This window comes from Dyadobacter sp. CY261 (assembly GCF_021440085.1).
In the GTDB taxonomy this organism is placed as follows: domain Bacteria; phylum Bacteroidota; class Bacteroidia; order Cytophagales; family Spirosomataceae; genus Dyadobacter.
The window spans coordinates 56011-79137 of the sequence record NZ_JAKCPW010000008.1 but is presented as its reverse complement, the minus strand read 5'-3'; the positions used below and the strand labels follow the sequence as shown (position 1 = coordinate 79137).

The 23127-nt window shown below is 48.1% G+C and carries 20 protein-coding genes; 6 read left to right on the top strand and 14 right to left on the bottom strand.

Annotated features, from left to right (window positions below; translation table 11 throughout):
• Positions 1–136 precede the first annotated feature (136 nt).
• The 5 genes from ccsA (LZD49_RS21770) to LZD49_RS21750 all read right to left on the bottom strand — a co-directional run bounded on the left by ccsA (LZD49_RS21770) (position 137) and on the right by LZD49_RS21750 (position 4868).
• Positions 137–2737, bottom strand: coding sequence for a cytochrome c biogenesis protein CcsA (gene ccsA, locus LZD49_RS21770; protein WP_234669785.1), 2601 nt, complete (start codon positions 2735–2737; stop codon positions 137–139).
• On the bottom strand, positions 2734–3168 hold the full coding sequence (locus tag LZD49_RS21765; RefSeq protein ID WP_234669784.1) for a cytochrome c maturation protein CcmE: 435 nt from the start codon (positions 3166–3168) through the stop codon (positions 2734–2736). The genes ccsA (LZD49_RS21770) and LZD49_RS21765 overlap by 4 nt, the downstream gene beginning before the upstream one ends.
• A 6-nt stretch (positions 3169–3174) precedes the next feature.
• The gene (locus LZD49_RS21760) at positions 3175–3399 is read right to left on the bottom strand and encodes a CcmD family protein (protein ID WP_234669783.1); all 225 of its coding nucleotides are present in this window, start codon (positions 3397–3399) and stop codon (positions 3175–3177) included.
• Between the two features lie 77 nt (positions 3400–3476).
• Positions 3477–4160, bottom strand: a complete 684-nt coding sequence (gene ccsA, locus LZD49_RS21755) for a cytochrome c biogenesis protein CcsA (RefSeq protein WP_234669782.1) — start codon at positions 4158–4160, stop codon at positions 3477–3479.
• Between the two features lie 45 nt (positions 4161–4205).
• On the bottom strand, positions 4206–4868 hold the full coding sequence (locus tag LZD49_RS21750) for a heme exporter protein CcmB (RefSeq protein WP_234669781.1): 663 nt from the start codon (positions 4866–4868) through the stop codon (positions 4206–4208).
• A gap of 260 nt (positions 4869–5128) precedes the next feature.
• Here LZD49_RS21750 and LZD49_RS21745 point away from each other — a divergent pair, with 260 nt between their 5' ends.
• Positions 5129–5356: a FeoA family protein gene (locus LZD49_RS21745; protein WP_234670099.1), complete on the top strand. Its 228-nt coding sequence runs from the start codon at positions 5129–5131 to the stop codon at positions 5354–5356.
• A 28-nt stretch (positions 5357–5384) separates the two neighbouring features.
• Entirely contained in the window at positions 5385–7520 is a 2136-nt protein-coding gene (gene feoB / locus LZD49_RS21740) for a ferrous iron transport protein B (protein ID WP_234669780.1), read from the top strand.
• Positions 7521–7610: 90 nt separating this feature from the next.
• Here feoB and LZD49_RS21735 read toward each other — a convergent pair whose 3' ends face one another.
• Positions 7611–9092 carry an NAD(P)H-hydrate dehydratase gene (locus LZD49_RS21735; RefSeq protein ID WP_234669779.1) on the bottom strand — a complete coding sequence of 494 codons (1482 nt, stop codon included), beginning with the start codon at positions 9090–9092 and terminating at the stop codon, positions 7611–7613.
• A gap of 141 nt (positions 9093–9233) precedes the next feature.
• Here LZD49_RS21735 and rplS point away from each other — a divergent pair, with 141 nt between their 5' ends.
• Together rplS and dapF are read left to right on the top strand one after the other, a co-directional pair.
• Positions 9234–9596, top strand: a complete 363-nt coding sequence (rplS, locus tag LZD49_RS21730) for a 50S ribosomal protein L19 (RefSeq protein WP_234669778.1) — start codon at positions 9234–9236, stop codon at positions 9594–9596.
• Positions 9597–9752: 156 nt separating this feature from the next.
• Positions 9753–10532 carry a diaminopimelate epimerase gene (gene dapF, locus LZD49_RS21725; protein ID WP_234669777.1) on the top strand — a complete coding sequence of 260 codons (780 nt, stop codon included), beginning with the start codon at positions 9753–9755 and terminating at the stop codon, positions 10530–10532.
• Between the two features lie 82 nt (positions 10533–10614).
• Here dapF and LZD49_RS21720 read toward each other — a convergent pair whose 3' ends face one another.
• Together LZD49_RS21720 and LZD49_RS21715 are read right to left on the bottom strand one after the other, a co-directional pair.
• The gene (locus tag LZD49_RS21720) at positions 10615–10923 is read right to left on the bottom strand and encodes a rhodanese-like domain-containing protein (protein ID WP_234669776.1); all 309 of its coding nucleotides are present in this window, start codon (positions 10921–10923) and stop codon (positions 10615–10617) included.
• A 6-nt stretch (positions 10924–10929) separates the two neighbouring features.
• Positions 10930–12072: a DEAD/DEAH box helicase gene (locus LZD49_RS21715; RefSeq protein WP_310590497.1), complete on the bottom strand. Its 1143-nt coding sequence runs from the start codon at positions 12070–12072 to the stop codon at positions 10930–10932.
• A 180-nt stretch (positions 12073–12252) separates the two neighbouring features.
• Between LZD49_RS21715 and LZD49_RS21710 the strand changes: the two genes are divergently transcribed.
• Positions 12253–13089 carry a hypothetical protein gene (locus tag LZD49_RS21710; protein ID WP_234669775.1) on the top strand — a complete coding sequence of 279 codons (837 nt, stop codon included), beginning with the start codon at positions 12253–12255 and terminating at the stop codon, positions 13087–13089.
• Here the strand turns inward: LZD49_RS21710 and LZD49_RS21705 are convergent, their stop codons facing one another.
• Both LZD49_RS21705 and LZD49_RS21700 read right to left on the bottom strand, forming a co-directional pair.
• Entirely contained in the window at positions 13090–14820 is a 1731-nt protein-coding gene (locus tag LZD49_RS21705; protein WP_234669774.1) for a M14 family metallopeptidase, read from the bottom strand.
• A gap of 15 nt (positions 14821–14835) precedes the next feature.
• The gene (locus LZD49_RS21700; protein ID WP_234669773.1) at positions 14836–15984 is read right to left on the bottom strand and encodes a lipase family protein; all 1149 of its coding nucleotides are present in this window, start codon (positions 15982–15984) and stop codon (positions 14836–14838) included.
• A 219-nt stretch (positions 15985–16203) separates the two neighbouring features.
• Between LZD49_RS21700 and LZD49_RS21695 the strand changes: the two genes are divergently transcribed.
• Positions 16204–17454, top strand: a complete 1251-nt coding sequence (locus LZD49_RS21695) for a sodium:proton antiporter (RefSeq protein ID WP_234669772.1) — start codon at positions 16204–16206, stop codon at positions 17452–17454.
• Here LZD49_RS21695 and LZD49_RS21690 read toward each other — a convergent pair.
• The 4 genes from LZD49_RS21690 to LZD49_RS21675 all read right to left on the bottom strand — a co-directional run bounded on the left by LZD49_RS21690 (position 17451) and on the right by LZD49_RS21675 (position 23127).
• Positions 17451–18479: a hypothetical protein gene (locus LZD49_RS21690; protein WP_234669771.1), complete on the bottom strand. Its 1029-nt coding sequence runs from the start codon at positions 18477–18479 to the stop codon at positions 17451–17453. The genes LZD49_RS21695 and LZD49_RS21690 overlap by 4 nt on opposite strands.
• 4 nt (positions 18480–18483) lie before the next feature.
• Positions 18484–21162: a DUF3352 domain-containing protein gene (locus tag LZD49_RS21685; protein ID WP_234669770.1), complete on the bottom strand. Its 2679-nt coding sequence runs from the start codon at positions 21160–21162 to the stop codon at positions 18484–18486.
• 11 nt (positions 21163–21173) lie between these two features.
• Positions 21174–21917: a glycosyltransferase family 2 protein gene (locus LZD49_RS21680; RefSeq protein WP_234669769.1), complete on the bottom strand. Its 744-nt coding sequence runs from the start codon at positions 21915–21917 to the stop codon at positions 21174–21176.
• Between the two features lie 73 nt (positions 21918–21990).
• Complete coding sequence (locus tag LZD49_RS21675; protein ID WP_234669768.1) at positions 21991–23127, bottom strand: acyltransferase; 1137 nt, start codon at positions 23125–23127, stop codon at positions 21991–21993.

Sequence of the window (23127 nt, the reverse complement as noted above, 5' to 3'; positions counted from 1 at the left end):
AACTATCCGCCTATATACGCAACTCAAATAAACCTTTAGTGAGAGGCTGGTTTACTTATTTTCTGGTATTAACAAAAAGAAGTCCGGCTAATGAGCAGCCGGACTTCCTTGTAATGTATTTCGAATGAGTTGCTTATCAGGCGGTTTGTACCTTGGGCTTTACTTTGGCATGAGGTTCTGCCTGCGCAGCTTCCCTATTTCGCATTTTAACGAAATCCTTAAAACGACGGACAGTCGCCATTACAAAGCCGATCACCAGGACGAATGTACCAAGCCAAAGAATGTTGATCAATGGCTTCTCGGTCGCTTTCATGACGATAAAGTCGCGTTGCGTTGTGTTTACACCGAATGTAAACTGGCCTGTCTGCGGATTGATTTCCTGGAATTGAAGGCGCATTCCCAGCTCATTACTTGTTTCAGGCTTGCGTGCCACCATACGGTCGCGGATGACGAAGGATGGTGTTACGACGAATTCCTTGTCTTTGTCCAGCACACGAATAATCGCCTTCACGGCTGCATCTCCGGGGCCGAGTTTAATGCCTTCCACATCTTCCGTCCGGACTACATTGTCGAGAATGGCCACGTAGTCGTTTACAAAGAATGTATCACGCAGGTTAACAGTGAAATTCTCTGTCTGGCTCCATACCGGTTCGGCGGTTGGATTGGTTACCATCGAAACATAGGTGTATAAATCCTTATCGACCTTGCGTTGAATATCCGGCGACGATACGATACCACCCATGCGCGGGTTGATCTGCACACGTGGAAACAATGTGAATATCTTGCCCGACGGCTCGCGGTATTCGATTTCGTAATAGAAGTTTTCAGGGAATATTTCGAGTGTATCGCCTTTTTTGTTGTACTTCTGGCCGTTCACCTCGATGTCACGCAAGGCAACGGCATGAAAATCTCCTTCTACAATATCGACCCAGCTCTTTGGAATGTAACCTGGTATGTGGCGTGGCTCCACGCGTACATCGCGCCAGGTGAGCATATAGTCGCCCATTTTCTCCGGCTTGTTGAGCCAAAGGGTAATGTTCTCTTTATTTTCTTTATTGTCGTTGGCCGTAAACTCCTCGCTGCGGGAGATCATCAAGCCGGAGTTGTTGATGGAAACGACCTTGGTGTAAGCCGATGAGAATAAAATACCGATCAGCATCAGCGCTACGCCAATGTGCGTGATCGCCCCGCCCGAAAGGTTATAATTACCACGGATAATGTTCAGGAGTATATTGCCATTCGATACAATCGCAAAGATCGCAGTCGTCAGCAGCACAATGTATTGAATATCGCGCACCTGCTTGAAGGTGATAACCGCCGCGCTGATCAGCAATGCTAACAGCAGCGGGTTATACAATGCCTGCAACCTGCCTTTGCCGGTTTTTTTCCACCAGAAGTACTGGCCAATACCGGTCAAAACGATGATTAATGCAAAGAACCAAAGCTGGAACTTGTTGTAATGCGCTACCTGATCGGCGGGCAATGCCATGTTCAGGATCGTACCGAATGCCTCGGCAATCTTGTTGTAAACCGGGATGGAGGTGGTAGCGATAATTTGGAAGCCGGAAAGGCAAAGTAATGTCGCACCGATAAAAATCCAGAATTCCTGAGAGTAAGTCGAAACTTCTTCTTCGTCGCTAGGCAGCATTTTCCAGCGGTAAACCAGCAGGCCAATCGACACGATCATGAATGTGAAGAGGTAAATCAGCAACTGGCCCGACAAACCAAGGTCGGTGAACGAGTGCACGGATGCATTACCCAACACGCCGCTACGAGTCATGAATGTCGAGTAAAGAATCAAGATGAATGTGGCGATGGTGAGGATGAACGACGTTTTCAATGCAGTTGCATTCCTTCTCCCGATAATCATCACGTGTATGGCGGCCACGAGCACCAGCCAGGGTACGATGGACGAGTTTTCAACGGGATCCCAGTTCCAGTAGCTACCGAAGTTCAGTGTTTCGTAAGCCCAATAGGCGCCCATTAGAATACCAACTCCTAAAACCAATGCCGAGAACAACGCCCAAGGCAATGCGGGACGGATCCACTCCTGGATTTTTTTACTCCAAAGACCTGCAATCGCGAACGAGAACGGGATAAGCGTGCTCGCAAAGCCAAGGAACAGGGTAGGGGGGTGGATTACCATCCAGTAGTTCTGCAAAAGCGGGTTGAGGCCATTGCCGTCTTTGGGGATGAAGTTCGGGTCCATTTTATACACCGGCAGATCAGGCATCACCTCTTTTAACAAAAGAAAAGGGGTCGAACCGATTTTAAGATCAAGGCCGGGGATTACAACGCCGAGGATCATGGAGGTAAGGAATGCCTGAACCAATGCGAAAACGGTCATTACAGGTGCCTCCCAGGAACGATTGGTGAAGATCAGCGTGGCACCGAGCAGGACGTTCCAGAAAATCCAGAGCAGAAAACTTCCTTCCTGGTCTTGCCAGAAGCTGGAAATGGTGTAGCCCGTCGGCAGGGAAAGCGACGAGTTCTTCCAGGCATAATGGTATTCAAAATAATGGTTACCGATGATCCAGTAGAGCGAGAACACCACTCCCATCACGGCTGCCAAATGCGCCCAGAAAACCATACGTGCAAATTTTTTCCAGCTCTGCGTGTCTTCGAGGCTACTCGCTCCGATACCTGCTTTGAAATAAGCGAATGTTGCCAGGATAGCTGTTACGAACGCGACTATAACCAGCAGGTGCCCTGCATTTCCGATCGTACTGTGAATCATGATTGTTTGGCAGTATGTTCTGTGGTTTCCATTTTACCGTTCTCGTATTTCGATGGGCATTTCATCAGGATCTTTTCGGCGGAGAAAGAGCCGTCACGCATTTTGCCCACCACTACGACTTGCTCGGATTTGTCAAAATCCTGCGGTTTGGTGTTTTTATAGATTACTTTCTGTTCCACATTGTTGTTGTCGATCAATGTGAAGACGAACAGGTTAGGGTCTATTTCAGGCCGGTACTCCATTTCAAGAATCTGGCCGGTAGCGTCTTTTTTGAGTTTGCCAACCACGTGAATGCTCTCATTATCACCATCCTGTGCCATTTCTTTGGCTTTGGTGAAATCCACATAAGTACTAGCGTCGCCAGCGGTTGAAACGATAATACCAATTGCTACCGCGATGATCACTAATCCGAATATCTGTATCTTTTTCATAGGGGCTTACTTGATATTGAGGTCTTTTTCAATCTTTTTCAGTTTGGAATCGATGCGGAAAAGGTTCACCGCGAGTCCTGCGAAAATAACGGCTACAACCGCCACCACGACCCAGATTTTACCGTCGGCGCGAAGTTTGTCGGCCATTTCAACGGAAGTATCACCTGCCTGCGCGAACGCGTTGCCGCAAAGGGCTAGCAAAGTCAGGAGGATGTGGGAAATTCTTTTCATTGTATATATAAGTTGACTAAACCTTAACGAAATTTTACTTTGAAACGTTTGTAAAAAGCCTAATCGGACCGAAATGCTTAGAGCCTGCCGGATTCGATCAATGCTTCTTCGCGTACCCGGTTGATCTGTTTGATCCTGATCCTTAACTCGGCAATCCACAATCCCAGCAGAATATAGCCGATCACGGCCGGGTAAAAAACGCGGCGGATGTTGTTGTCGAAATCGTAAGAACCGAATGTGCTGTTGCCGCCGCTGCCGGGGTGTAACGAATCCGTCAGGCGGGGCAGAATGTAAATGATGGGTATAAAAACTGCGAATGCAAAAATATTGTAAACCGAAGAAATCCGAGCGCGGCGCTGCTCGTCTTCGAAAGAACTTCTGAGCAGCAAATAGGCCAGGTAAATGAGGATACCAACAGCCGCGCCGTTCAGTTTTGGGTCGTTCGGCCAGGGATCGCCCCAGGTGTAATTGGCCCAAACAGAGCCGGTAAGGCAGCCCAGAATTCCAAAGAAAATAGCCGATTTGGCTAGTTCGCTTCCGATGTCGTCATCTTTGATATTTCCCTTCATCAGATAACGAATGGAGAATATCATCGATAGAAACAACAACGTAGTCATCGCAAGCCACAATGCCACGTGGAAGTAGGTATTGCGGATACTTTCATTGATAATGGCAAGGCGTGGAACGGGACCGATAAATCCCATGATGATCACGTAGAAGATGATCACGACACAGAGGATTTTCCACCAGATCTTTCTCATTTATACTAAAACTTTAAAGTTGAGCCCCGTAACCTGCTGTTTTTTTCAGCTTCTCCATAAATAAGGAAAAAGCAGGTAGCTGAGCGTAATTACTATCAGATCGATCGATAATAGTGTGGTGATTTCATCCGTGCTGACCGACCAGTCGAGACCGTCCATGGCATTTTTGGCCAGACGGATCGTCATCAGGAGCATTGGCAGGATAATAGGGAAACTGAGCACGGCCATGAGCGTGGCGCTGTTGTCCGCTTTGGACGCAATGCCGGCTATGAGCGTAAGAACAGAAGCGAAACCGGTGGAAGCGAGCAGGATGCAGATCGAGAATAGGCCATTATCCTGTATCGGGTTACCCATTACAAATGCATAAATCGCGAACCCTAAAACCGACAATACCGCCATTACCAGCGAGTTATAGATGATTTTGGAAATGATAATGGCCTGCGGGCTGCAAAGGCTGTAATAATAGAGTAGTCGCCCGTGGCGTTCCTGTGAAAAGCTTTTGGCTATGGCATTCACCGCCGTGAAAAGTAGGATAATCCAGAATAACGTGTTCCAGACGATGGGCGTCAATTGGTTCCTGCGGAGATTGAAGCTGAGATAACAAACAAACACCGTACTGACCACGTAAAGCAGCATTCCGCTTAGGGCGTATTTCTGGCGCCATTCAAGCGTTACTTCTTTCCAAATCAGGGTCTTAATCTCGTTCAAGGCGATATGGTGTCGGCTGTCGGCAAATGGCGTTCAGCTTTCAATTTACTTGTTGATTGTAACCAGCGTTACTTTCCCATGCCGGGGACTTCGTTTCGCGCTGCAAAAGTACGACACAAAGCCGGAGGGAAATAATAAAACGATCATGTTTTTGAATGATTTGGTGAACGGTAGGCACATTAAGGAAAGTAAAGTTTGATTTACCGGTCTGATAGTGCTTTATTTGTACTTTAAATAAAATGAATCTAAATAAGGAACGTATGTCGGCTCGTACCGTTTCGCACCTTAAAAAGGGTGAAAAAGGCATAATCAAATCATTTTCAGATCGTGCAATGTCGCTCAAACTGCTTGAAATGGGCTGTTTGCCGGGCTGCGAAGTGCGGCTGGATGCGATAGCGCCTTTCGGTGACCCGATCTGCATCAACGTTGGTGGCCATTACAGCTTGTCGTTGCGTTTGAACGAAGCCGCGGTGATTGAATTAGAGTAACCAATGCGTTCCGCATACAGTCTCTCCATTGAAACAGGGAAATATAAAAGTTGCGCTGGTAGGTAACCCGAATGCCGGCAAGTCTACATTATTTAATGCACTCACCGGTCTGCGTCAGAAAACAGGGAACTTCCCGGGCGTGACGGTCGAGAAAAAATCAGGGACATTTCGTATTGCAGGGGTCAATGGGCACGATGAAGCGCATGTGACATTGGTGGATTTGCCGGGTACGTACAGTATTTACCCCAAATCGAAGGATGAAACGGTGGTAATGGATATCCTCGCGAACCCTAAACATCCCGATTTTCCTGATGTGGTCGTGATCGTGGCGGATGCTTCCAATTTGCAAAGAAACCTGCTCCTGTTTACTGAAATCAGCGATTTGGGCATTCCATCCGTACTGGCATTAAATATGCTGGATGTGGCCGGCAGCATGAACCTGACCGTTAATGCGGTGCAGCTAGCCATGCAGCTCCATGTGCCCGTGGTTCGCATCAATGCACGAACGGGAGAGGGGATTAAGGGATTGAAAGAAGCTGTCAAGCAAACGGTGGAACGGACGGAAAAACCGGTGCTTCAATATTTCTATGAACCAAAGGGCAATGAGATCGGCCTAATCAATGAAGTGAAGGCAATTCACCATCTTGATAATGACTATGTTGCATTGCAATACGTTTGTCAGCACGACAATTTCTCTTTCCTCGAACAACCCGTCAGGGCCCGGCTGGATGCGTTGATCGAGAAGTATGGTTTTGATGAAAATAACTTCCTCGCGAACGAAACCGTCGCGCGATATGAGAAAATAAAACCGATTGTATCGAAAGCCGTCAAATCCGAGGGCGTTATTGAACAGCCCTACTGGACGCGCAAGCTCGACAGCATTTTGCTTCACCGGGTTTGGGGTTACGTCACATTCGCGATTGTGCTTTTAATCGTCTTCCAGGCCATTTTTGCCTGGGCATCCTATCCGATGGACATGATCGACGTCGGCACTGCCGGCGCCATTGAATGGGTGAAAGGTGCATTACCTCCCGGCGTTCTCAACGACTTACTTACCGACGGAATCATGGCCGGGATCGGCGGTATTATCATCTTCATCCCGCAAATCGCCATCCTGTTTGCATTGGTGGCAGTGTTGGAAGAATCCGGCTACATGGCGCGCGTGATGGTAATCATGGACAAACTTATGCGCCGCTTTGGGTTGAATGGCCGTAGCGTGGTGCCTCTCATTTCCGGCGTAGCTTGCGCGGTTCCTGCCATTATGACGACGCGTAGCATCAGCAGCCGTTACGAGCGACTACTCACTATTTTGGTAACGCCTTTAATGAGCTGTTCTGCCCGTCTGCCGATTTACACCATTCTTATCGCGCTGGTCGTCCCCGAAACGAAGGTATTAGGCCTATTCAACATGCAGGGAATCGTCCTATTTGGATTGTACCTGCTGGGTTTGCTGGGTGCATTGGGCTCGGCATGGCTATTATCGCTGTTTATTCCAAGAAAAGAACCGAGCTATTTCATGCTCGAAATGCCATCTTACAAACTCCCGCGCTGGGGGCACGTAGGGTTTTCGATGTATGAAAGCGTAAAGTCGTTCGTCCTTGAAGCGGGAAAAGTCATTATGGCTATTTCGATTATCCTCTGGGTGCTGGCATCCTACGGCCCGGGTGAAAGCATGAATGTAGCCGAGCAGCAGGTAGTAGCTACCATGACCACCGCCCCGCAGGAGCAAATAGATGCCGCCGTGGCTTCGGCGCGGCTCGAAAGCTCCTATGCAGGCCAGTTTGGCCGTTTCATCGAGCCGGTGATCAAGCCTTTGGGTTACGATTGGAAGATCGGCATTGCATTGCTCGCATCATTCGCCGCGCGTGAAGTATTCGTAGGAACCATGGCAACGATTTACAGCATCAGCGGAGATACCGAAGACGTGCTAACCGTAAAGCAACGCCTTACCCAGGAAAAGAACCCGGAAACGGGCACGGCCATGTTCTCATCTGCCGTTTGCTATTCCTTGTTGATGTTCTACGTTTTCGCCATGATGTGCATGAGTACGATCGCCGTAGTCTACCGCGAAACCCACGGCTGGAAATGGCCGCTGATCCAGCTCGCTTACATGATGGCGCTGGCCTACGGTTCGGCATTCGCGGTGTATCAGTTGCTGAGTTAGAAAGTGTAGAGTGAAGTCATTTTGCCCAATTCCAAAAAGAAAAACTGATTTTGGTCGATGTCTTGAATCAAGTCAAGATGAGCGGTAAAGTTACCAACCCAGGTGCTCCACCACATCCGACGCGATTAGCGCAGTTTGTCCACGGGCCCCGGCTGCACGGTCGCCGGCGAGGCCGTGTTGATAAACGCCCAGGATAGCGGCATCTGCCGGGGTGTATTTTTGGGCTAGCAGGCTGGTGATGATGCCGGTGAGGACGTCGCCGGTGCCGCCGGTGGCCATTCCGGGGTTGCCGGTTGAGTTAAAATGCACTTCGCCATTCGGGAGCACGACGGCTGTATTGGCTCCTTTTAAGCAAATAATCACCTTGTATCTTGCGGCAAATGCACGCGCTTTTTCCAGTCGCTCATATTCATTGCTGCTTTCGCCGGCGAGCCTTTGAAATTCTTTTGGATGTGGCGTGAGAATCGTGTTTTCAGGCAGCTTGTATAGGAGTTGGCGATTGGTGGAAAGGATATTCAATGCGTCCGCATCGATGATCAGTGGAACCTTCGCTTGTTCCAGCACTTTTTCCAAAGCTTTTACAGTGGCATTATCCTGGCCGAGGCCCGGGCCGATGCCTATGGCTGTGGCGGAACTCAGGTCCGGCACTTTGCTAATGTACTTTTCAGCTTCATCGACGGTCGTCATCGCTTCCGGAATGGAGATTTGCATGATCTCATAGCCGCAGGCAGGCACGTGCATGGTGAGCAAGCCCACACCCGAGCGGAGGCACGCTTTGCCGGAAAGTACCGCGGCGCCTATTTTACCGAAACTTCCAGCGATGAGGACCGCATGACCGAATGTGCCTTTATGCGAGAATTTTTGCCGGGGTTTGATGCGCTTTTCGGCCTCAAATTTGTCCGTGAAATGAAATGGTGTACTTGTATTAGTAATATAATCTGCGTTCAGGCCGATATCGACGACGTGCCATTCTCCTACATATTCCGCGTTTTGCGGGAGTAGAAAAGCCAGTTTGGGTAATTGGAACGTGACGGTGTACCTGGGCTTGATAATAGTGTCCGAATCGCTATTCGGCCGGTCGGTGTAAAGGCCACTGGCAATGTCGACGGACACCAGTTTGCAGGACAGATTATTGAGATATTTAATCGCTAAACCCAACAAACCGTCCACCGGGCGCGAAAGGCCGGAGCCTAGCAATGCATCAATGCAGACTACTTGCTTGCTTAACTGTGGCAAGTCGCTTTCGGAATGAATGGGGCGAGGTGTGAGGTGATTGCCGAGCCGCGACAGGTTCAGTCGGAAATCGTCGGAGGCATTCATTGAATATTCGACTATAAAGACCTGCACATCATAGCCGCAGCCGCTCAGAATGCGTGCGATAGCGAGACCGTCGCCCCCATTATTTCCTTTTCCACAGAAGACGGCGATCGGCCGGGTGTTTACATATTGATTACAAAACCAGCGCACAAATGCCTGGGAAGCCCGTTCCATCAGGTCAATGGATGCAATAGGCTCGTGCCCGATGGTGTAGGCATCCATCGCCCGGATCTGTTCTACATTGAAAATCTTCATGATAATGACGCGAAATGCTTTGACTTACGGACATTTAGTGCTAGGTTTGCACTCGTTTTCTCAAAAGCTGTTTTGAATGAAGGGGCGTCACCCCGTCCGCTGGGAGCAAGCTATCATTTTAAATCCATAAAATCACTCGTCATGAGCGAACTTATTAAACTCGTAGAAGCTACGATTGAAAATCGTAAATCCGAGTATCCTGAATTTAAATCAGGCGACACGATCAATGTTCACGTGAAAATTCGTGAAGGTAACAAAGAGCGTATCCAGCAATTCCAGGGTACTGTTATGCAGCGTCGTAACATCAGCGGAGCTGGCGAAACATTTACAGTACGTAAAATTTCAAACGGTATCGGTGTTGAACGTGTTTTCCCAATCCTTTCACCCAGCATCGCGAAAATTGAATTGATTCGTCGTGGTAAGGTGCGTCGTTCACGTTTGTTCTTCTTGCGTGGCCGTCAGGGCAAAGCCGCTCGTATCAAAGAGCTTAAACCAACGAAGTAATCCCCAAAGATCTTCGGCACAAATTTTTAAAACCCTGCAAGCGAATTTTTCTTGCGGGGTTTTGTTTTTTAAAAGAAATCCCTTGCCGTCAGTTTAAACTGGCGAGACTAGATTTTTTTTAATTAGAATCTTGAATGGATTAGAGATAATTGAGATATGAGCATTTCATTTTATAAATATCAGGGTACAGGCAATGATTTCGTGATGGTTGACGATCGCAACTTGCAATTCCCGGTTTCAAAAGAACTGATCGCTTCGATCTGCCACCGGCGCTTCGGCGTGGGAGCCGATGGTCTTATTTTGCTCCAAAACGCCGAAGGCTACGATTTTCGCATGGTTTATTTCAACGCCGACGGCGGCGAAGGCAGCATGTGCGGCAATGGTGGCCGTTGCGTGGTTCGTTTTGCGAATGACCTGGGGTTGTTTAACGACAGTACCAAGTTTATCGCTGTTGATGGTGAACACGAAGCAACAGTACTGGGTGACACGATCCGATTGAAAATGTCGAATGTGACCGGTGTGGAGCAATATGAAGACTACGATTTCATGAATACCGGCTCGCCACATTATGTGACCTACGTGGACGATATCCATGAAACGGACGTGGTAAATATCGGCAGCGAGATCCGTTATGGCTCAGTGTATGGCCCAAAAGGCGGCACGAATGTGAATTTTGTAGAAGTAATCGAAGACAATCACCTGAGCGTACGCACATACGAGCGTGGGGTGGAGGATGAAACTTTTTCCTGCGGAACGGGCGTGACGGCCTGTGCATTATCTGCGAACATCCGTGAAGGCTGGGAAGGTCCGGTAACTGTGGAAACGATCGGCGGCACGTTGGCTGTTGAATATCAGGAAAACGGTGAAGGACAGTTCAAAGATATTTACCTGATAGGCCCTGCCGTACGCGTTTTCGAAGGTACATTGAAAGTATAAATTGGTTCAAAATATAAACAAAGAAGCCTTACAGATCACAGCGATTTGCAAGGCTTTCTTTTATGCGGATTTTGGTAATCCCTTATTCTGATTCAATAATCCCTCCTTTTACATGGAAAATCTGCTTGTCGGCCCATTCGGAGACGCGGCAATAATCCATTGCGGCTACTTTGCTGCGAACGCCGTTGGTGCAGATCACGACAATTGTTTGGTACTGACCCACCAATGAGCGTTTTTCCCTGATCTCAGCAAGTGGGATGTTGATCCCTCCTTCATTGAACTCTTCAAACTCCCAGTTCTCCCGCACATCCACCAAAACGGCGTCGGGCGCTTGGCATAACGCCAGCGCCCGAGGAAGATCAATGTCCAGATAATTTTTCCTGACAGCCATAGCTTACTATCGGCCTAATGCATAGGGATGGTCGTTGACCACCGGAATGTTTTTGGCAATGAGCTTGTGAATATCGCGCAGATAGGTCTTCTCCTCATGGTCGCAGAACGACAATGCAATGCCTTTCGCACCGGCGCGCCCCGTACGTCCGATCCGGTGTACGTAAGTTTCCGGGATATTCGGGATTTCGTAGTTGATCACATGGGTAAGATCGTCCACATCAATACCGCGGGCTGCGATATCCGTGGCAACGAGAACCCGTGTCGTTTGTGCTTTGAAGTTTTTCAACGCATTCTGCCGGGCAGATTGAGACTTGTTTCCATGGATGGCTTCCGACGTTACGCCTGCCTTCCGCAGCACCTTCACCACTTTATCTGCGCCATGCTTGGTGCGGGTGAAAACCAATGCGGTCGCAATAGATTCGTCCTTGAGAATATGCAGGAGTAGCGAATTTTTATCGGTTTTATCTACAAAAAACACTGATTGGCGAATAGTATCGGCCGTAGAAGAAACGGGGGTAACTTCCACTCTCGCAGGGTTTCTTAAAATGGTACTTGCCAACGTCACAATCGCAGGCGGCATGGTAGCCGAGAAAAACAGCGACTGACGCTTGCTAGGCAGCAGCTTGATCACTTTTTTGACATCATGCACAAAGCCCATGTCAAGCATTCGATCGGCTTCGTCGAGCACGAAAAATTCGAGCTGGTTCAATTTAATAAACCCTTGATTGATCAAGTCAAGCAAGCGGCCCGGCGTCGCTATGAGTACATCAATACCCTTATGCAATGCATCGGTTTGCGGTTTTTGACCTACACCACCAAAAATCACGCTATGTTTCACGCGCGTATGACGCCCATATGCCGCGAAGCTCTCACCGATCTGGATGGCAAGTTCGCGGGTAGGCGTAAGGATCAATGCGCGGATATGGCTTTTTTCAAACTTCCCAACCGGATTTTCGTGCAGCAATTGCAGCATCGGAATGGCAAAAGCAGCGGTTTTTCCGGTGCCCGTTTGCGCACAACCCAGCAGATCTTTATTTTCTAGAATGATGGGAATGGCTTTGGCCTGAATGGGGGTGGGAGTGGTGTATCCTTCTTCTTGGAGAGCATTTTTAATGGGCTCTATGATTTTTAAATCCTGAAATGTCATTTGGTCTTTTTAATGGCTGCCAGTTCAATTCCACAGTTCAAATTGCAGCCTGAATAATGTATCGGCCTTTGTGGCCAGGAGTATAACAGAACTATATTTTTAAACGTTCAGTGGATATACTTTACAAAAGTAGTCAGTAATCGTCTAAATTTGGTCATTAGTCATCAACACAACTACATTATGGGCAGAATTCTTACTCTCACGTTCTTATTTTCTTTGTTCCTTGTAACCGTTCATGCACAAGATGTCCTGGTTCGGAAAAACGGTTCTACAATCGAAGGAAAGGTTATTGAGGTCGGGATCGACAAGGTTTTGTACAAGATCAGCCAGGAAGCAAATGCCGCCAATTTCGTTGTTAGAAAGAATGAATTGTTGCGGATCGAGTTCGGGAACGGTCAGACAATCTGGTTTGACAAACGTGCTGAACGAAGTAACGAACGGTTCCGCGGTCAGGGCCAGCCGGTGGTACAGGACGAGGCCCCGGGCAAGAACAAGATCGACTTTTCCCCTTTTAAAGCGCTGGACAGCGGGCCTGGTTTTGGGATCAGCTATGAAAGGATCCTGGACAAAAATGGCTATTTCGGGTTGCTCCTGCCGTTTACATTAACAATCCCCGACAGCTACTACTTCTCTACGGGCAACAATAGCTCCGACGATGACCAGATGTATTACTTCTCGCCAACATTGAAAGTATATCCATTTGGTCAGAAACGGGTCACCTATGCCATCGGACCCACCATTTTTGCCGGGATAGGCAGACGCTGGAATAACTATACGGATTACAATCCTTCGACGGGCGTTTACACCAACCGCGACGAAGAACGCAATCGTTTCCGCATGGGTATGATCGTCAACAACTTCGTCAATTTTCAGATCACGCATCACTTCCAGATCGGTCTGAATGCCGGTATCGGCCCACGTTATTTCGACCGCGAGACGCTTGGTTCATCGACTTACCGCTCCGGCGGCATCGATATCACGGGTGAATTTAATTTCAACCTCGGTTTCCGTTTCTGATCATTTCATTACGCGGAAAACGGGATAGCGCATGTATTCCTTTTCCGCGTAATCCGAATGCTGGTAAATAAAATCCAGCTGGGCACCGCCGTTTTTAGCGAATTCCGGGTCGGCCTTTTGTTTTCCTTCCAGCTGTGCTTTCAATTCGGGAGATTTTTTTATCAAATCCGCAGCAAGGTCTTCAAAGACATAGCCGGAGTAATGCTCTTTGGCTTGCAGGATTGTGTCAAAGAAATTCCATTTGAAAAACGAATCCACCGCCTTAGGTTCGAGCGTTTCTATAATGTACCTGTTCGTCCACTGATTGACGGGGATATACCAATCACCCTTTTTGAAAGTAAGCTTTTGTTTTTCTGTCCTTAACTTGACGGAAGTATGCCAGTAATGCCCTTCGAACGGCATTTTAGGCGTTTCAAGCTCTTCGATATAATAGGTCTCGACATTCATTTCCGAATCCTTTTCCAGCGCTGTCATCTGAACGCCGTTCAATCGCAGCAATTCGATGATATTATGCCAGCCTTGCGGTATAATGTAAGCCTCCGGCCGCGTTACCTCGTCGACCGGCACATAGGTGTCGTAAAAAGGAATGTCCTTGGTAAATGGTTTGGAACGGTCGTAATGTAGTCTTTTTTGCCTGCTTACCTCGCTGGTAATATATTCCGGTTCATAGCCCTTGAATGCAATTGTCGAGTGTTTTGATTGATCGACCTGCCAGCTAACCGCAAATTTTTCCTGGGTTTTTACGGCCTCTTTTGTGTCCTGGCGTAGTTTCAACAAAGCGTTGCGATGTGCGGCGAGGAACTTGATATTACCCTGTAAATAAGCATACGTAGCTTTGACACGCTGATCGTAAGGTTTCAGCATGTGTGTTTCGGTCATTACTCCAATAGTATGAAACAAAGCCGCGTAGCCCGTTGAATATCGGGGCCAGTCAGGGAATTGTACAAAACCTTTATCAGGAGTCTGTCCCCATGCATTCACATAGGGAGTAGCTTCAAATCCTGCCTCTTTCAGATGCTTATGCATGTAAGGCAGGAAGACTTTGTGATTAAAATCGCCTAACGGTCCACCGAGCTTATCTTTCTGGGCGTAATCGAGCGTCATCACATACTGGTAATCGGCACCATTGCTCACGTGGGTATCGGCAAAAAGATCGGGATCCAGTTGGTGAAAAACGGCGGCAAAGCTACGGGCATTGCGTGTGTCTGATTTGATGAAATCGCGGTTCAGATCATAGTTCCGGGCATTTCCGCGGAAGCCATATTCTTCCGGGCCATTCTGGTTAGTGCGTGTCGTGCTGTTGCGGTTCAATGTGCCGCCGATATTATAGAAAGGAATAATGGCGACCACAACGCTGTCCAATTCCGGAAACTTTTCGGGGTTAACAAGCATATCACGCAGCAGGAGCATCGAAGCATCGACGCCGTCGGGTTCACCGGGGTGGATCGCATTATTAATAAAGAGAATGGCTTTACCCTCTGCTTTCAGTTTTTTAATATCAAAGACCTTGTTCCTTGAATACACCACCAAATGCAACGGCCGACCGCTGTCGGTCAGGCCCTTTTCCTGCATTTGTACTTGGGGGAAGCCTTTGGCGAGCTGCCGGTAGTACGCAATGCCCTCCTCATAGGTAGGAGTTTGTGTACCGCCGCTTTTTTCAAATCGGGTCTGGTACTGGGCGGCGGCATTGAATGCCACGGCCAGCAGTAGAATAGTCAGTTTAGAGCGCATGAATGGAGTGAGATGTCAGTACTTGTATTGTTCGAGCAGGTGAAGATAGGGTTGCAGGCCATGGTGGACAAAGACTTGCTGATCCGAATCCGTGAACTCCTTATAATATGCCTCGTCTGCCAGCAGCACGATTGTCGGCCCTGTCCGTACATAATTGCTGCTTTTATAGTAGGCGGGCATCTGATATTCCGGGAGGTTTTTGACCACAATCTTGCCTGCGTAATTGCCGAGGTACTTTTCGTAATTGCGTTGTGCCTTTTCACTGGGTTTGCGCAGGCCTTTGTACGCATGTCTCATACCAATCCGCGCGATCAGTTTTTGTTTCTTGATAATGCTGTTGATGTTCTTAAATGGATTAGTCTTGTTAAAATCGCTCAGCATTTGCACTGTAAACGGTACCTCGGGCACCCAGTCGGCCGAATTGATCACATTATAGCTCCATCCGCCATCCACCTTGTGCTCGTATTCATAAGCAAAATAGGTGTTTCCCACCTTTGGGGCAGCACTGGCGTAAGTTTTAAAACGGATATCCTTTGGTATCGAGCCCTGTTTCTGTAAAGAATACAAATGCGCTGTCATCAGATAACTGAGTGCCCCGCCCTGGCTGTGCCCCATGATCAGGAAGTCCTTGACGCCGGTTTTGTATAATGAATCGATCTTTGGGATAATATCCCGGGCAAGATAGGCAGTGCCGACAAGCCAGCCAATATGTACTGCGGCCTTGGGATCGTCAGCCAGGTGGTATTTAAACGTATATTCCTTGCCAATTTGAAGTTCCCCCCGGGCCGGTACCATTGCGGCATAAAAGTTTTCGAGCCAGCCTATGGCATTCATGGTAGTACCGCGGAGATTGATAACGCCCACCAGCGCGTTATTTTTCCAAAGCCCCCATCTGTTATCCAGCCCCATCACCGGAGATGTATAAAGGGAGTCGAACCTGTTAGTTCGGGGAATTTTGAACTTTTGCCGCTTTGTCATTGCAGTGTCGTACAGCACGGAATGCATATATATGAGCTCCCGATATTCCGCCTTGTCGAAGCCTGGCTTTAACCTGCCGGATTGCGCAAAACCTTGCTCAAAAGAGAGGAGGGTCGCGAGCAGTGGGGTAGCCAGAGAAAATAGTCCGGTCAGGATCGGTTTGATACTTGCTAAGATCTTTTGCATGGTTAATAGCGAAGCGTTGAATGACGGGGCAGCTTTGATTACTAATGTAGGAAAACAATCGATGCAGGCGAATTTTTTAGCGTTTCAAATGGCAGTGCCGGTCCGCTTCCAGACAGTTTGGTCACATTAGAATACTATTAGAGTTGGTCTAAAAACTGCTCGTCACCTTGAACACCACCCCTGAGTTCTGTATTTTTGGTTAGTCTAAAAAATATTTTCATGGAGCTGTATTATTCCTTTTCTGCCTTAATTGTCCTCTCTGCGATATTTTCCTATCTCAATTCCCGGTTTTTGAAACTGCCCCCATCCATAGGTGTAATGGTTATTGCACTAATGGTTTCTGTGGGGCTGATCGCGACCGATAGTATATTCCCACGCACATTTATCCGCATTTCCACGCTCATCGCGAGCGTTGATCTGACCGAAATCCTGATGGGAGCGATGCTCAACTTCTTGCTTTTTGCAGGCGCCATTCATTTGCATTTGGAAGATCTTCGCGAGCAGCGGTTACCAGTGATTATTTTCTCAACAGTCAGCGTGGTGATCTCGACATTTGTGATCGGTTTTGTCATGTACAGTATCTTGCCGTTGCTCGGCATTACGATTCCGCTGATCCAATGTCTCGTTTTCGGGGCATTGATTTCCCCAACGGACCCCATTGCGGTACTCGCGATCTTAAAACAAGCAGGCGTTCCCAAATCACTCGAAACGAAGATTGCAGGCGAGTCGCTTTTCAATGATGGGATGGCCGTTGTGGTATTCATCCTGATGCTCGCGCTGGCACGCGGAGAGGAGGTGAATACTTCTTTCACGGGCATTGCCGGACTTTTTGTGAAAGAGGCGATCGGTGGCATTGTCCTCGGCTTGCTGCTTGGTTTTTTAGGTTCCAAAATGATGTACCGGGTAGATGGCTACAATGTGCACGTGCTTATAACGCTGGCTATTGTGATGGGTGGGCACCTGGCCGCGCAGGCATTGCATATGTCGGGCCCGCTGGCGATGGTGGCGGCTGGTTTGGTGGTAGGCAATTATGGAAAAAACCCGGGAGCGGTGTCGGATACCGAGCGGGATTACATCGATAAATTCTGGGAGCTGGTCGATGAGATTCTGAATGCGATCCTTTTCCTGATCATCGGTTTCGAGTTGCTGCTTATTCCGGATATGAAGCAGTACGGCTGGGCAGGATTGGTGGCGATCATTGTGGTGCTTTCAGCACGTTTTATTTCAATTTACATTCCGGTTAGACTAATCCCTTTTAAGGTCCGTTTTGGGAAAAAATCCATTGCAATACTCGTTTGGGGAGGTCTGCGCGGCGGCGTATCCATTGCGTTGGCATTGTCCATCGATCAGGATCTGAATAAAGACATACTGCTGGCGATTACCTATTTTGTAGTGCTATTTTCAATTATCGTACAAGGCCTCACGGTAGGCAAGCTAACCAGCCGGTTCCCCTCCGAAGAGGAAGCCTAGGAAGCCGGGCCGGCGACGAGTTGATTGATCAAAGCATTGATTTTGTTGAGCCACAACGTCTGACCCTCACAAGTCCAATGCGAATCGCCTTTCATGTAGGACGAGCGGCCCATGCGCCGAAAATCGGGGAGGACGTCAATATAGGGCACCCCAAGTTTAGGATGGCTGTATATTTTGGAAATAAGATTATTATAGCTGCCGTAATCAGGGCTTAGTACCGATGTTTTGTTTGGAATAATAGACAGTACCACATCGTCGAAACCCAGCGAATCGGCAAAATCACGGCTTGCATTCAGGTTGGTGATCATCGAATCGATCTCTGTGACGCGCGTCGGGGTGAATGCCGAGGTGATTTCAGGGGTGTCGGTATCCATGTAATACACAATATCCCGGTCATTGTTTACCAGCGTAACCCCTGACCCGGTGCGGTTGAAAAAGTGTAGGTTGAAGTCAGATTTCCATTCTTTCACACGCAAGGCCAGGTCGTTTTGGAATAAAAATCCATCGAGCCTGTCGGCGGTATGTGAGCCTTTGAACGCCTCATCGAGTTGATGCATGAACTTCGTCGAGCCGCCATCTACGATGAACGTCGCAGAGTCGGGGACGAGTACCGATATTTCCGAACCGAATTTCTGGCGGAAATGGCGTTCCACGCTTTCAAGCAGCAGGATGTTGTGCTCAGTGGTATCCAGTTTGATATGCAGGAAATTGGACCACTTGACATAGGTGTAGCTATCCACTGCAAAATCATTCTTTCCAACACGGCCAGCTTCCGTAAAACTATCGCCGATAATATACAAATGTACCTTCCTGGCCGATTGCGGCCTGGCTGGCGGCACATAACCTGTGCATTGCTTGCGTGGGTCGCGAAATGCCGAAAGTGTAGACAGTTTGTAAAGATCGCCGTATTGATAGCCGTCTTCCACCATTTGTTCTTTCCAAAGCCAGGGCAAAATGGAAGGGCTCAGTCCAACAATCCAGACCGCGCAGCCAATGGCCAGAACGATATATCTTAAAATTTTCATAGCATTATCTCAACTTGATCGACCAGACCTGTATTTTCTTTTCTGACCGGCTGAATATCAATAATTTATAGTACCCGGGCTGATAAGTAAGCTGCACCGGCATTTCGGATGGGATCGCCTTATCACCCAGCCTTCTTCCGTTTATGTCAAAAACGGTCGTATAACTGCCCGATTTGATTGAAATGAAGCGGTTATCAACCCCAAAAAAGTGATACTGGATCGTTGCATTGGGTAAAATATCCTTTATCTCAAACAGCTCGCGGCCGTCTTTGGTAATAATGGCCGTTTTTGAATTGACCGACCTTACCAGTATCCAATCCAGCGAATTACGGTCAAAAAGTATTCGAAAACGCGATCCGGGCTCTGGGCGCAGCAATTGTTTACGCGACGTGACTTTCCCATCCAGGTTAATACGGATCAGCTCGCCTGATACGCTCACGCCAACAAGCTCTGGCTGGCCCGTTTCTGAATTCTGTGCCCAGGTAAACGGACTTTCGGCGCGCGTCAGGATATCAACAGGGAACCCTGGCCGCACTGTGCCATTTTCTTTCAGCAAATAGATTTTTCCATTCTGCTGCGTCACGATGAAACCTCTGTTGCCAATCTGGTTCAGTGCCACGACCGGGCCGACAATCTTGTCGAATAGAACCGAATGATTCAGCTTTTTCAATGGACGTGTTACGCTTTCCCAGAGAAACAGCTCCTCTGCCGAGCTTTTGACGATAAACCTATTACTACCATCCTCACCGCCGTCGATGAGGTACAATGCGGAAATCGCGTCGCTTGCCGGCAAGTGTGCCTGGAAGGTCGAAACAATGGTCGAATCATCTTCATCCAGGGCATACACTGTGCGTTCTGTTGCAAAAATGCGTTGCTGACGACCGATATTCAGGAAATCGACTTTGTAGGCGGAGGTGCTGATGGATCCGTTCAGCTTGGCGATCGTTTCGGTTTTGCCTTCGCGCAAATTATTGGTTCGCAAAAGGTTATGTTCCTTGTTGGTAAGCAATATTTCCGAGCTTCCGTCGATCGGGTTTTGCAACGCAGCCAGTTCCGAATCGTAGGTATCCGGCCATTCGATGTCGATATTCAGGAATGTGCGGTTGAGGACTTTCCCAGCTGTTTGCCGTTTTTTCGGCAGGAATGTTAGTTCGGGAAATGCCTCATTGCCTTCAAAATGGCATTGGAGCATAATAGACTCCATTTTAGCGGTCAGATCGCTGTACTTTTTGCTAACCTGTGTTTCCTCACCCGATTGAGCTTTGCGCAGATTTACAATCAGCGAAAGTTGGGCCTCGTTGCTTGCATTCGTGAGTACACTGTCATACTCTGGCGATCGTTGCCAGGTAATCTGGTTTTCGTAGTCGACAATGTAATTCTGCAAAACCTGGGAGTTGTTACTGATGACCAGGTAAGGCGCAACATAAGTAATGTAACTCCGTGGGAAACCCGTGAACAGTGGCCCGTACAATCCGGAAGGCAGTTCGGGAATGGGCACTGAGTAAATGTCGTAACCCTGGTATTGATCGGCGGAAACGTTGCTTTCCTGATTAGCGAGCCGTGCCAGCTTTTGTAACACCGGGCGCAGCTTATCATAATTGGAAAATTCGGCCAACAGGATTTTACCATCGGTAATGCTGTTGTTTTCCTCTAATTGGCATAACACAAACTCCGAACCGATATTATCCACCAGGAGATTGCTTTCACCGGCAATGTAGTAGTTGAGCTTGTCCCAGGCCGATGATTTGTGTTTCTTATGCCATTTTAAAAAAGCGGTCTTGAAAGTAGCTTTATCCGACGCGGCCGCGCGATACATGAACGACGTCTGTTGCGAAATGTGCTTGTGCCCGATGAATGGTGTGCCGGGATTATCTTTGAGGATTTCTGCCAGATAATAGTCCGGCGCATCAGCTCCATCCGATTTTACAACCAGACTACCTTTGTTTTCAGCTTTCCCAATATGAAAATCCTGATAACCCGGGAAGCTTTTGCCAAACTCAGCCAGAGTAGCGACGTTTTGCATCGAAAGCACCGATTTCCAGGCATCGGTCCGCAAATAAATGCTCGTCCCATAGTCGGAATCGTTAATGTTCGAAAAGCGCGAGCGGAGCCTGAACGAGCCTATATTGAGCGACGAAGCACGCACAGCGTCCTCGATCAGGTCGCCATAGTAGCTCACAATCAGGAAATGATCTTTGACCAGGTAAGAGAACAGTGGCCGTGAGTTGGCATCAATGGCATCGGTAATACGGTGGTCCTGGAAATTATGGTGCAACAGGCGAATGTTGGCGTGCTGCGGGCTTTCCAGCCATTTGGTTTCATCTTCCGTTACAGGAATATACATGATCACCCCCCATTCGGTGCTCGTACGCGGGTGGTATGAATAGGAGAGGGCTTTGCCGTTCAGAAATGTTTTGAGCTTTTTAGGATCTTTCGTCAGCAGGTTAAGCAATGTCAGGTTGTCGCTGGCGATATCGAGGAGTGGAAGTCGTTTAAGGTCAAGCGCAGCTTCGGTAGCCGTGTAGGCCGAATCTTGCAAATGCTCGCTGGTGATCACCACAACGGCATTCGACGGAATGAACTGCCAGGCTGCCGACGAGCCCCTCGACCATTTGAACAGGAAATATCCTGCTGATGCGACAAGGACGATCAGCAGGATAACAATCAGTTTTTTTTTCGACACAAGCCTGTTTTTTAAGCGCGGATCGCTTTCACTTTATCATTCAGTTCGAGGCGAAACCGCAAGAGTTCTTTAAAGCTTCGGATACAAACTTTCCACAGGTTCCATTTTACAATAGAAACAGTGCCGGTCTCCCGGTCTTTATGAGTGATAGGGATGTCGAACAGCTCCTGCCCTGATTTCTTGGCCATGACAGCCAGGAAGATATTTGGGGCAAAGGGTTCGGGATTGGGTAGCTGGGCCATCAGTTTTCTCAGGAATGTTCCTTTGATCAGACGGAATGGGATATTGCTGTCCATGATGAAAGTACCATACACAGTCGAGATCGTGCCACGAAGGAATTTGGTGATGAACAGGCGCACGCCGGCGTCATGTCTTACTTCGCGGTAACCCAGTATAAATTGTGATTGGGAACGTTTGTCCCATAACTTGTCAAAATCCTCGGAAACAAACTGGTCGTCACTGTCGGTCTGAAACACATATTCCGAGTTCAGTTCCAATGCCTTGCGATAGCCGTTGACAACCGCATTACCATGCCCGCCATTTTTCTGATTAACCACCGTCAGATTGGAAATTTCCGCTTTCAGCTTATCCAGTAATATCTGCGTGTTATCTTTAGATCCGTCGTTGATTACAATAAGGGTAGTGTTATCGTTGGGGAATTTGGTTTTGAGGAAGTTGGTCCAATTATAAACTACTTTTTCGATACAATCCTGTTCATTGTATGCTGGCATTACTATACTCAGAAGATATGACATGCAAAAGCCTATTTGGTATGGTTGCGCGAAATTAATAAATAAAGCCTGTAACCGGGCTATGGGGTATTATTATTTAGTAAGCGTACTTGTCTTTGAGAGCGTTAATCGGCTTCTCAAAGAAATGCCAGGAAACCGACGCCACTAAGACAGTAAGCGCCACTACTACCGTTGCTTCAAAAGCAATATTGCCCTCGAGACCGGGAATGTATTGGTAGATTTTCCGGAAAAGCCTGACCGTCGGATGCATGGGACCGCTGTGAAAATGGTTGTATACAAAATTGTGGTACAGGTACAGGCCATAGCTGATTTTACCAAGATAGATGCACACCGGATTTTCGAGGAACGCCGCCATCCAACCCTTAAAACCCATCACGGCACGTCCTATCAGCATAAACCCGAAAATGGACGACATCGTTCTGTCGAGCACGACGTACGGGAAGTTGAATGGCTGCGCCAGTGATTTTGCCCACCATTGCACCAGCACCCAGCCTAATAGCCCGAGCAATACGGGCCATGATTTGTTGAATATCTTAACAAAAAGATCATTCCTGTAAAGCTGCATCCAGGCCATGAGCCCACCTAGTGCGAAAGAATCGAAACAAGCAGGCGTAGACACGTAAGCGACGGTCCATTCCGCCATTGTAACAAAATTGGTCCCAGGTATTCTTCCCGTGTAAAAAATGTAAAAACGCAGCAAAATGCTGAAAATGCCCATTAAGCCTAATACAGGCACCAGCTTGTTTTTAGGAACAAAAAAGATCAGGAATGGAAAAAACAAATAGACCTGCTCTTCCACGGCCAGCGACCAAAGGTGATCCACAGAGCCCATCCATGTTTTGTGCAGGGCAATGTAAATGTTAGTCCCGTACAATGCGAGCCAGGCCAGCTTGTCCCTGACCGGAGGCACATTTAAGACAAAGAGCAGTGCGATGATCAGATAATAAACCGGGAAAATACGGATTGTCCTTCTGATCAGGAATTTGCGCAGGTATTTCTTGAAACCACCGGGTGTTCCGTACGTCTTTTCCTTGCTTTTGAGAAGAATGCGGGAGATCAGGAAACCGCTGAGCACGAAGAAAATGGTGACTCCTAGTGCACCGAACGGGATGATATTGATTTCCACAATCAGGTGGTCGAGCAGCACCAGTCCCACTGCAATAAAGCGCACGCCGTCAAGCTGTATAATGTGTCCTTCCGAATTGGTGCGCAT

What these genes read in the sequence shown, in the direction of transcription:
- LZD49_RS21695 (WP_234669772.1), top strand. Translation starts at nt 16,204, where the DNA reads ATGGAGCTGTATTATTCCTTTTCTGCCTTAATTGTCCTCTCTGCGATA.
- LZD49_RS21735 (WP_234669779.1), bottom strand. Translation starts at nt 9,092, where the DNA reads ATGAAGATTTTCAATGTAGAACAGATCCGGGCGATGGATGCCTACACC.
- LZD49_RS21745 (WP_234670099.1), top strand. Translation starts at nt 5,129, where the DNA reads ATGTCGGCTCGTACCGTTTCGCACCTTAAAAAGGGTGAAAAAGGCATA.
- LZD49_RS21710 (WP_234669775.1), top strand. Translation starts at nt 12,253, where the DNA reads ATGGGCAGAATTCTTACTCTCACGTTCTTATTTTCTTTGTTCCTTGTA.
- LZD49_RS21700 (WP_234669773.1), bottom strand. Translation starts at nt 15,984, where the DNA reads ATGCAAAAGATCTTAGCAAGTATCAAACCGATCCTGACCGGACTATTT.
- dapF (WP_234669777.1), top strand. Translation starts at nt 9,753, where the DNA reads ATGAGCATTTCATTTTATAAATATCAGGGTACAGGCAATGATTTCGTG.
- LZD49_RS21715 (WP_310590497.1), bottom strand. Translation starts at nt 12,072, where the DNA reads ATGACATTTCAGGATTTAAAAATCATAGAGCCCATTAAAAATGCTCTC.
- LZD49_RS21760 (WP_234669783.1), bottom strand. Translation starts at nt 3,399, where the DNA reads ATGAAAAGAATTTCCCACATCCTCCTGACTTTGCTAGCCCTTTGCGGC.
- LZD49_RS21690 (WP_234669771.1), bottom strand. Translation starts at nt 18,479, where the DNA reads ATGAAAATTTTAAGATATATCGTTCTGGCCATTGGCTGCGCGGTCTGG.
- LZD49_RS21680 (WP_234669769.1), bottom strand. Translation starts at nt 21,917, where the DNA reads ATGTCATATCTTCTGAGTATAGTAATGCCAGCATACAATGAACAGGAT.
- ccsA (WP_234669785.1), bottom strand. Translation starts at nt 2,737, where the DNA reads ATGATTCACAGTACGATCGGAAATGCAGGGCACCTGCTGGTTATAGTC.
- LZD49_RS21705 (WP_234669774.1), bottom strand. Translation starts at nt 14,820, where the DNA reads ATGCGCTCTAAACTGACTATTCTACTGCTGGCCGTGGCATTCAATGCC.
- ccsA (WP_234669782.1), bottom strand. Translation starts at nt 4,160, where the DNA reads ATGAGAAAGATCTGGTGGAAAATCCTCTGTGTCGTGATCATCTTCTAC.
- LZD49_RS21720 (WP_234669776.1), bottom strand. Translation starts at nt 10,923, where the DNA reads ATGGCTGTCAGGAAAAATTATCTGGACATTGATCTTCCTCGGGCGCTG.
- rplS (WP_234669778.1), top strand. Translation starts at nt 9,234, where the DNA reads ATGAGCGAACTTATTAAACTCGTAGAAGCTACGATTGAAAATCGTAAA.
- LZD49_RS21675 (WP_234669768.1), bottom strand. Translation starts at nt 23,127, where the DNA reads ATGCGCACCAATTCGGAAGGACACATTATACAGCTTGACGGCGTGCGC.
- LZD49_RS21765 (WP_234669784.1), bottom strand. Translation starts at nt 3,168, where the DNA reads ATGAAAAAGATACAGATATTCGGATTAGTGATCATCGCGGTAGCAATT.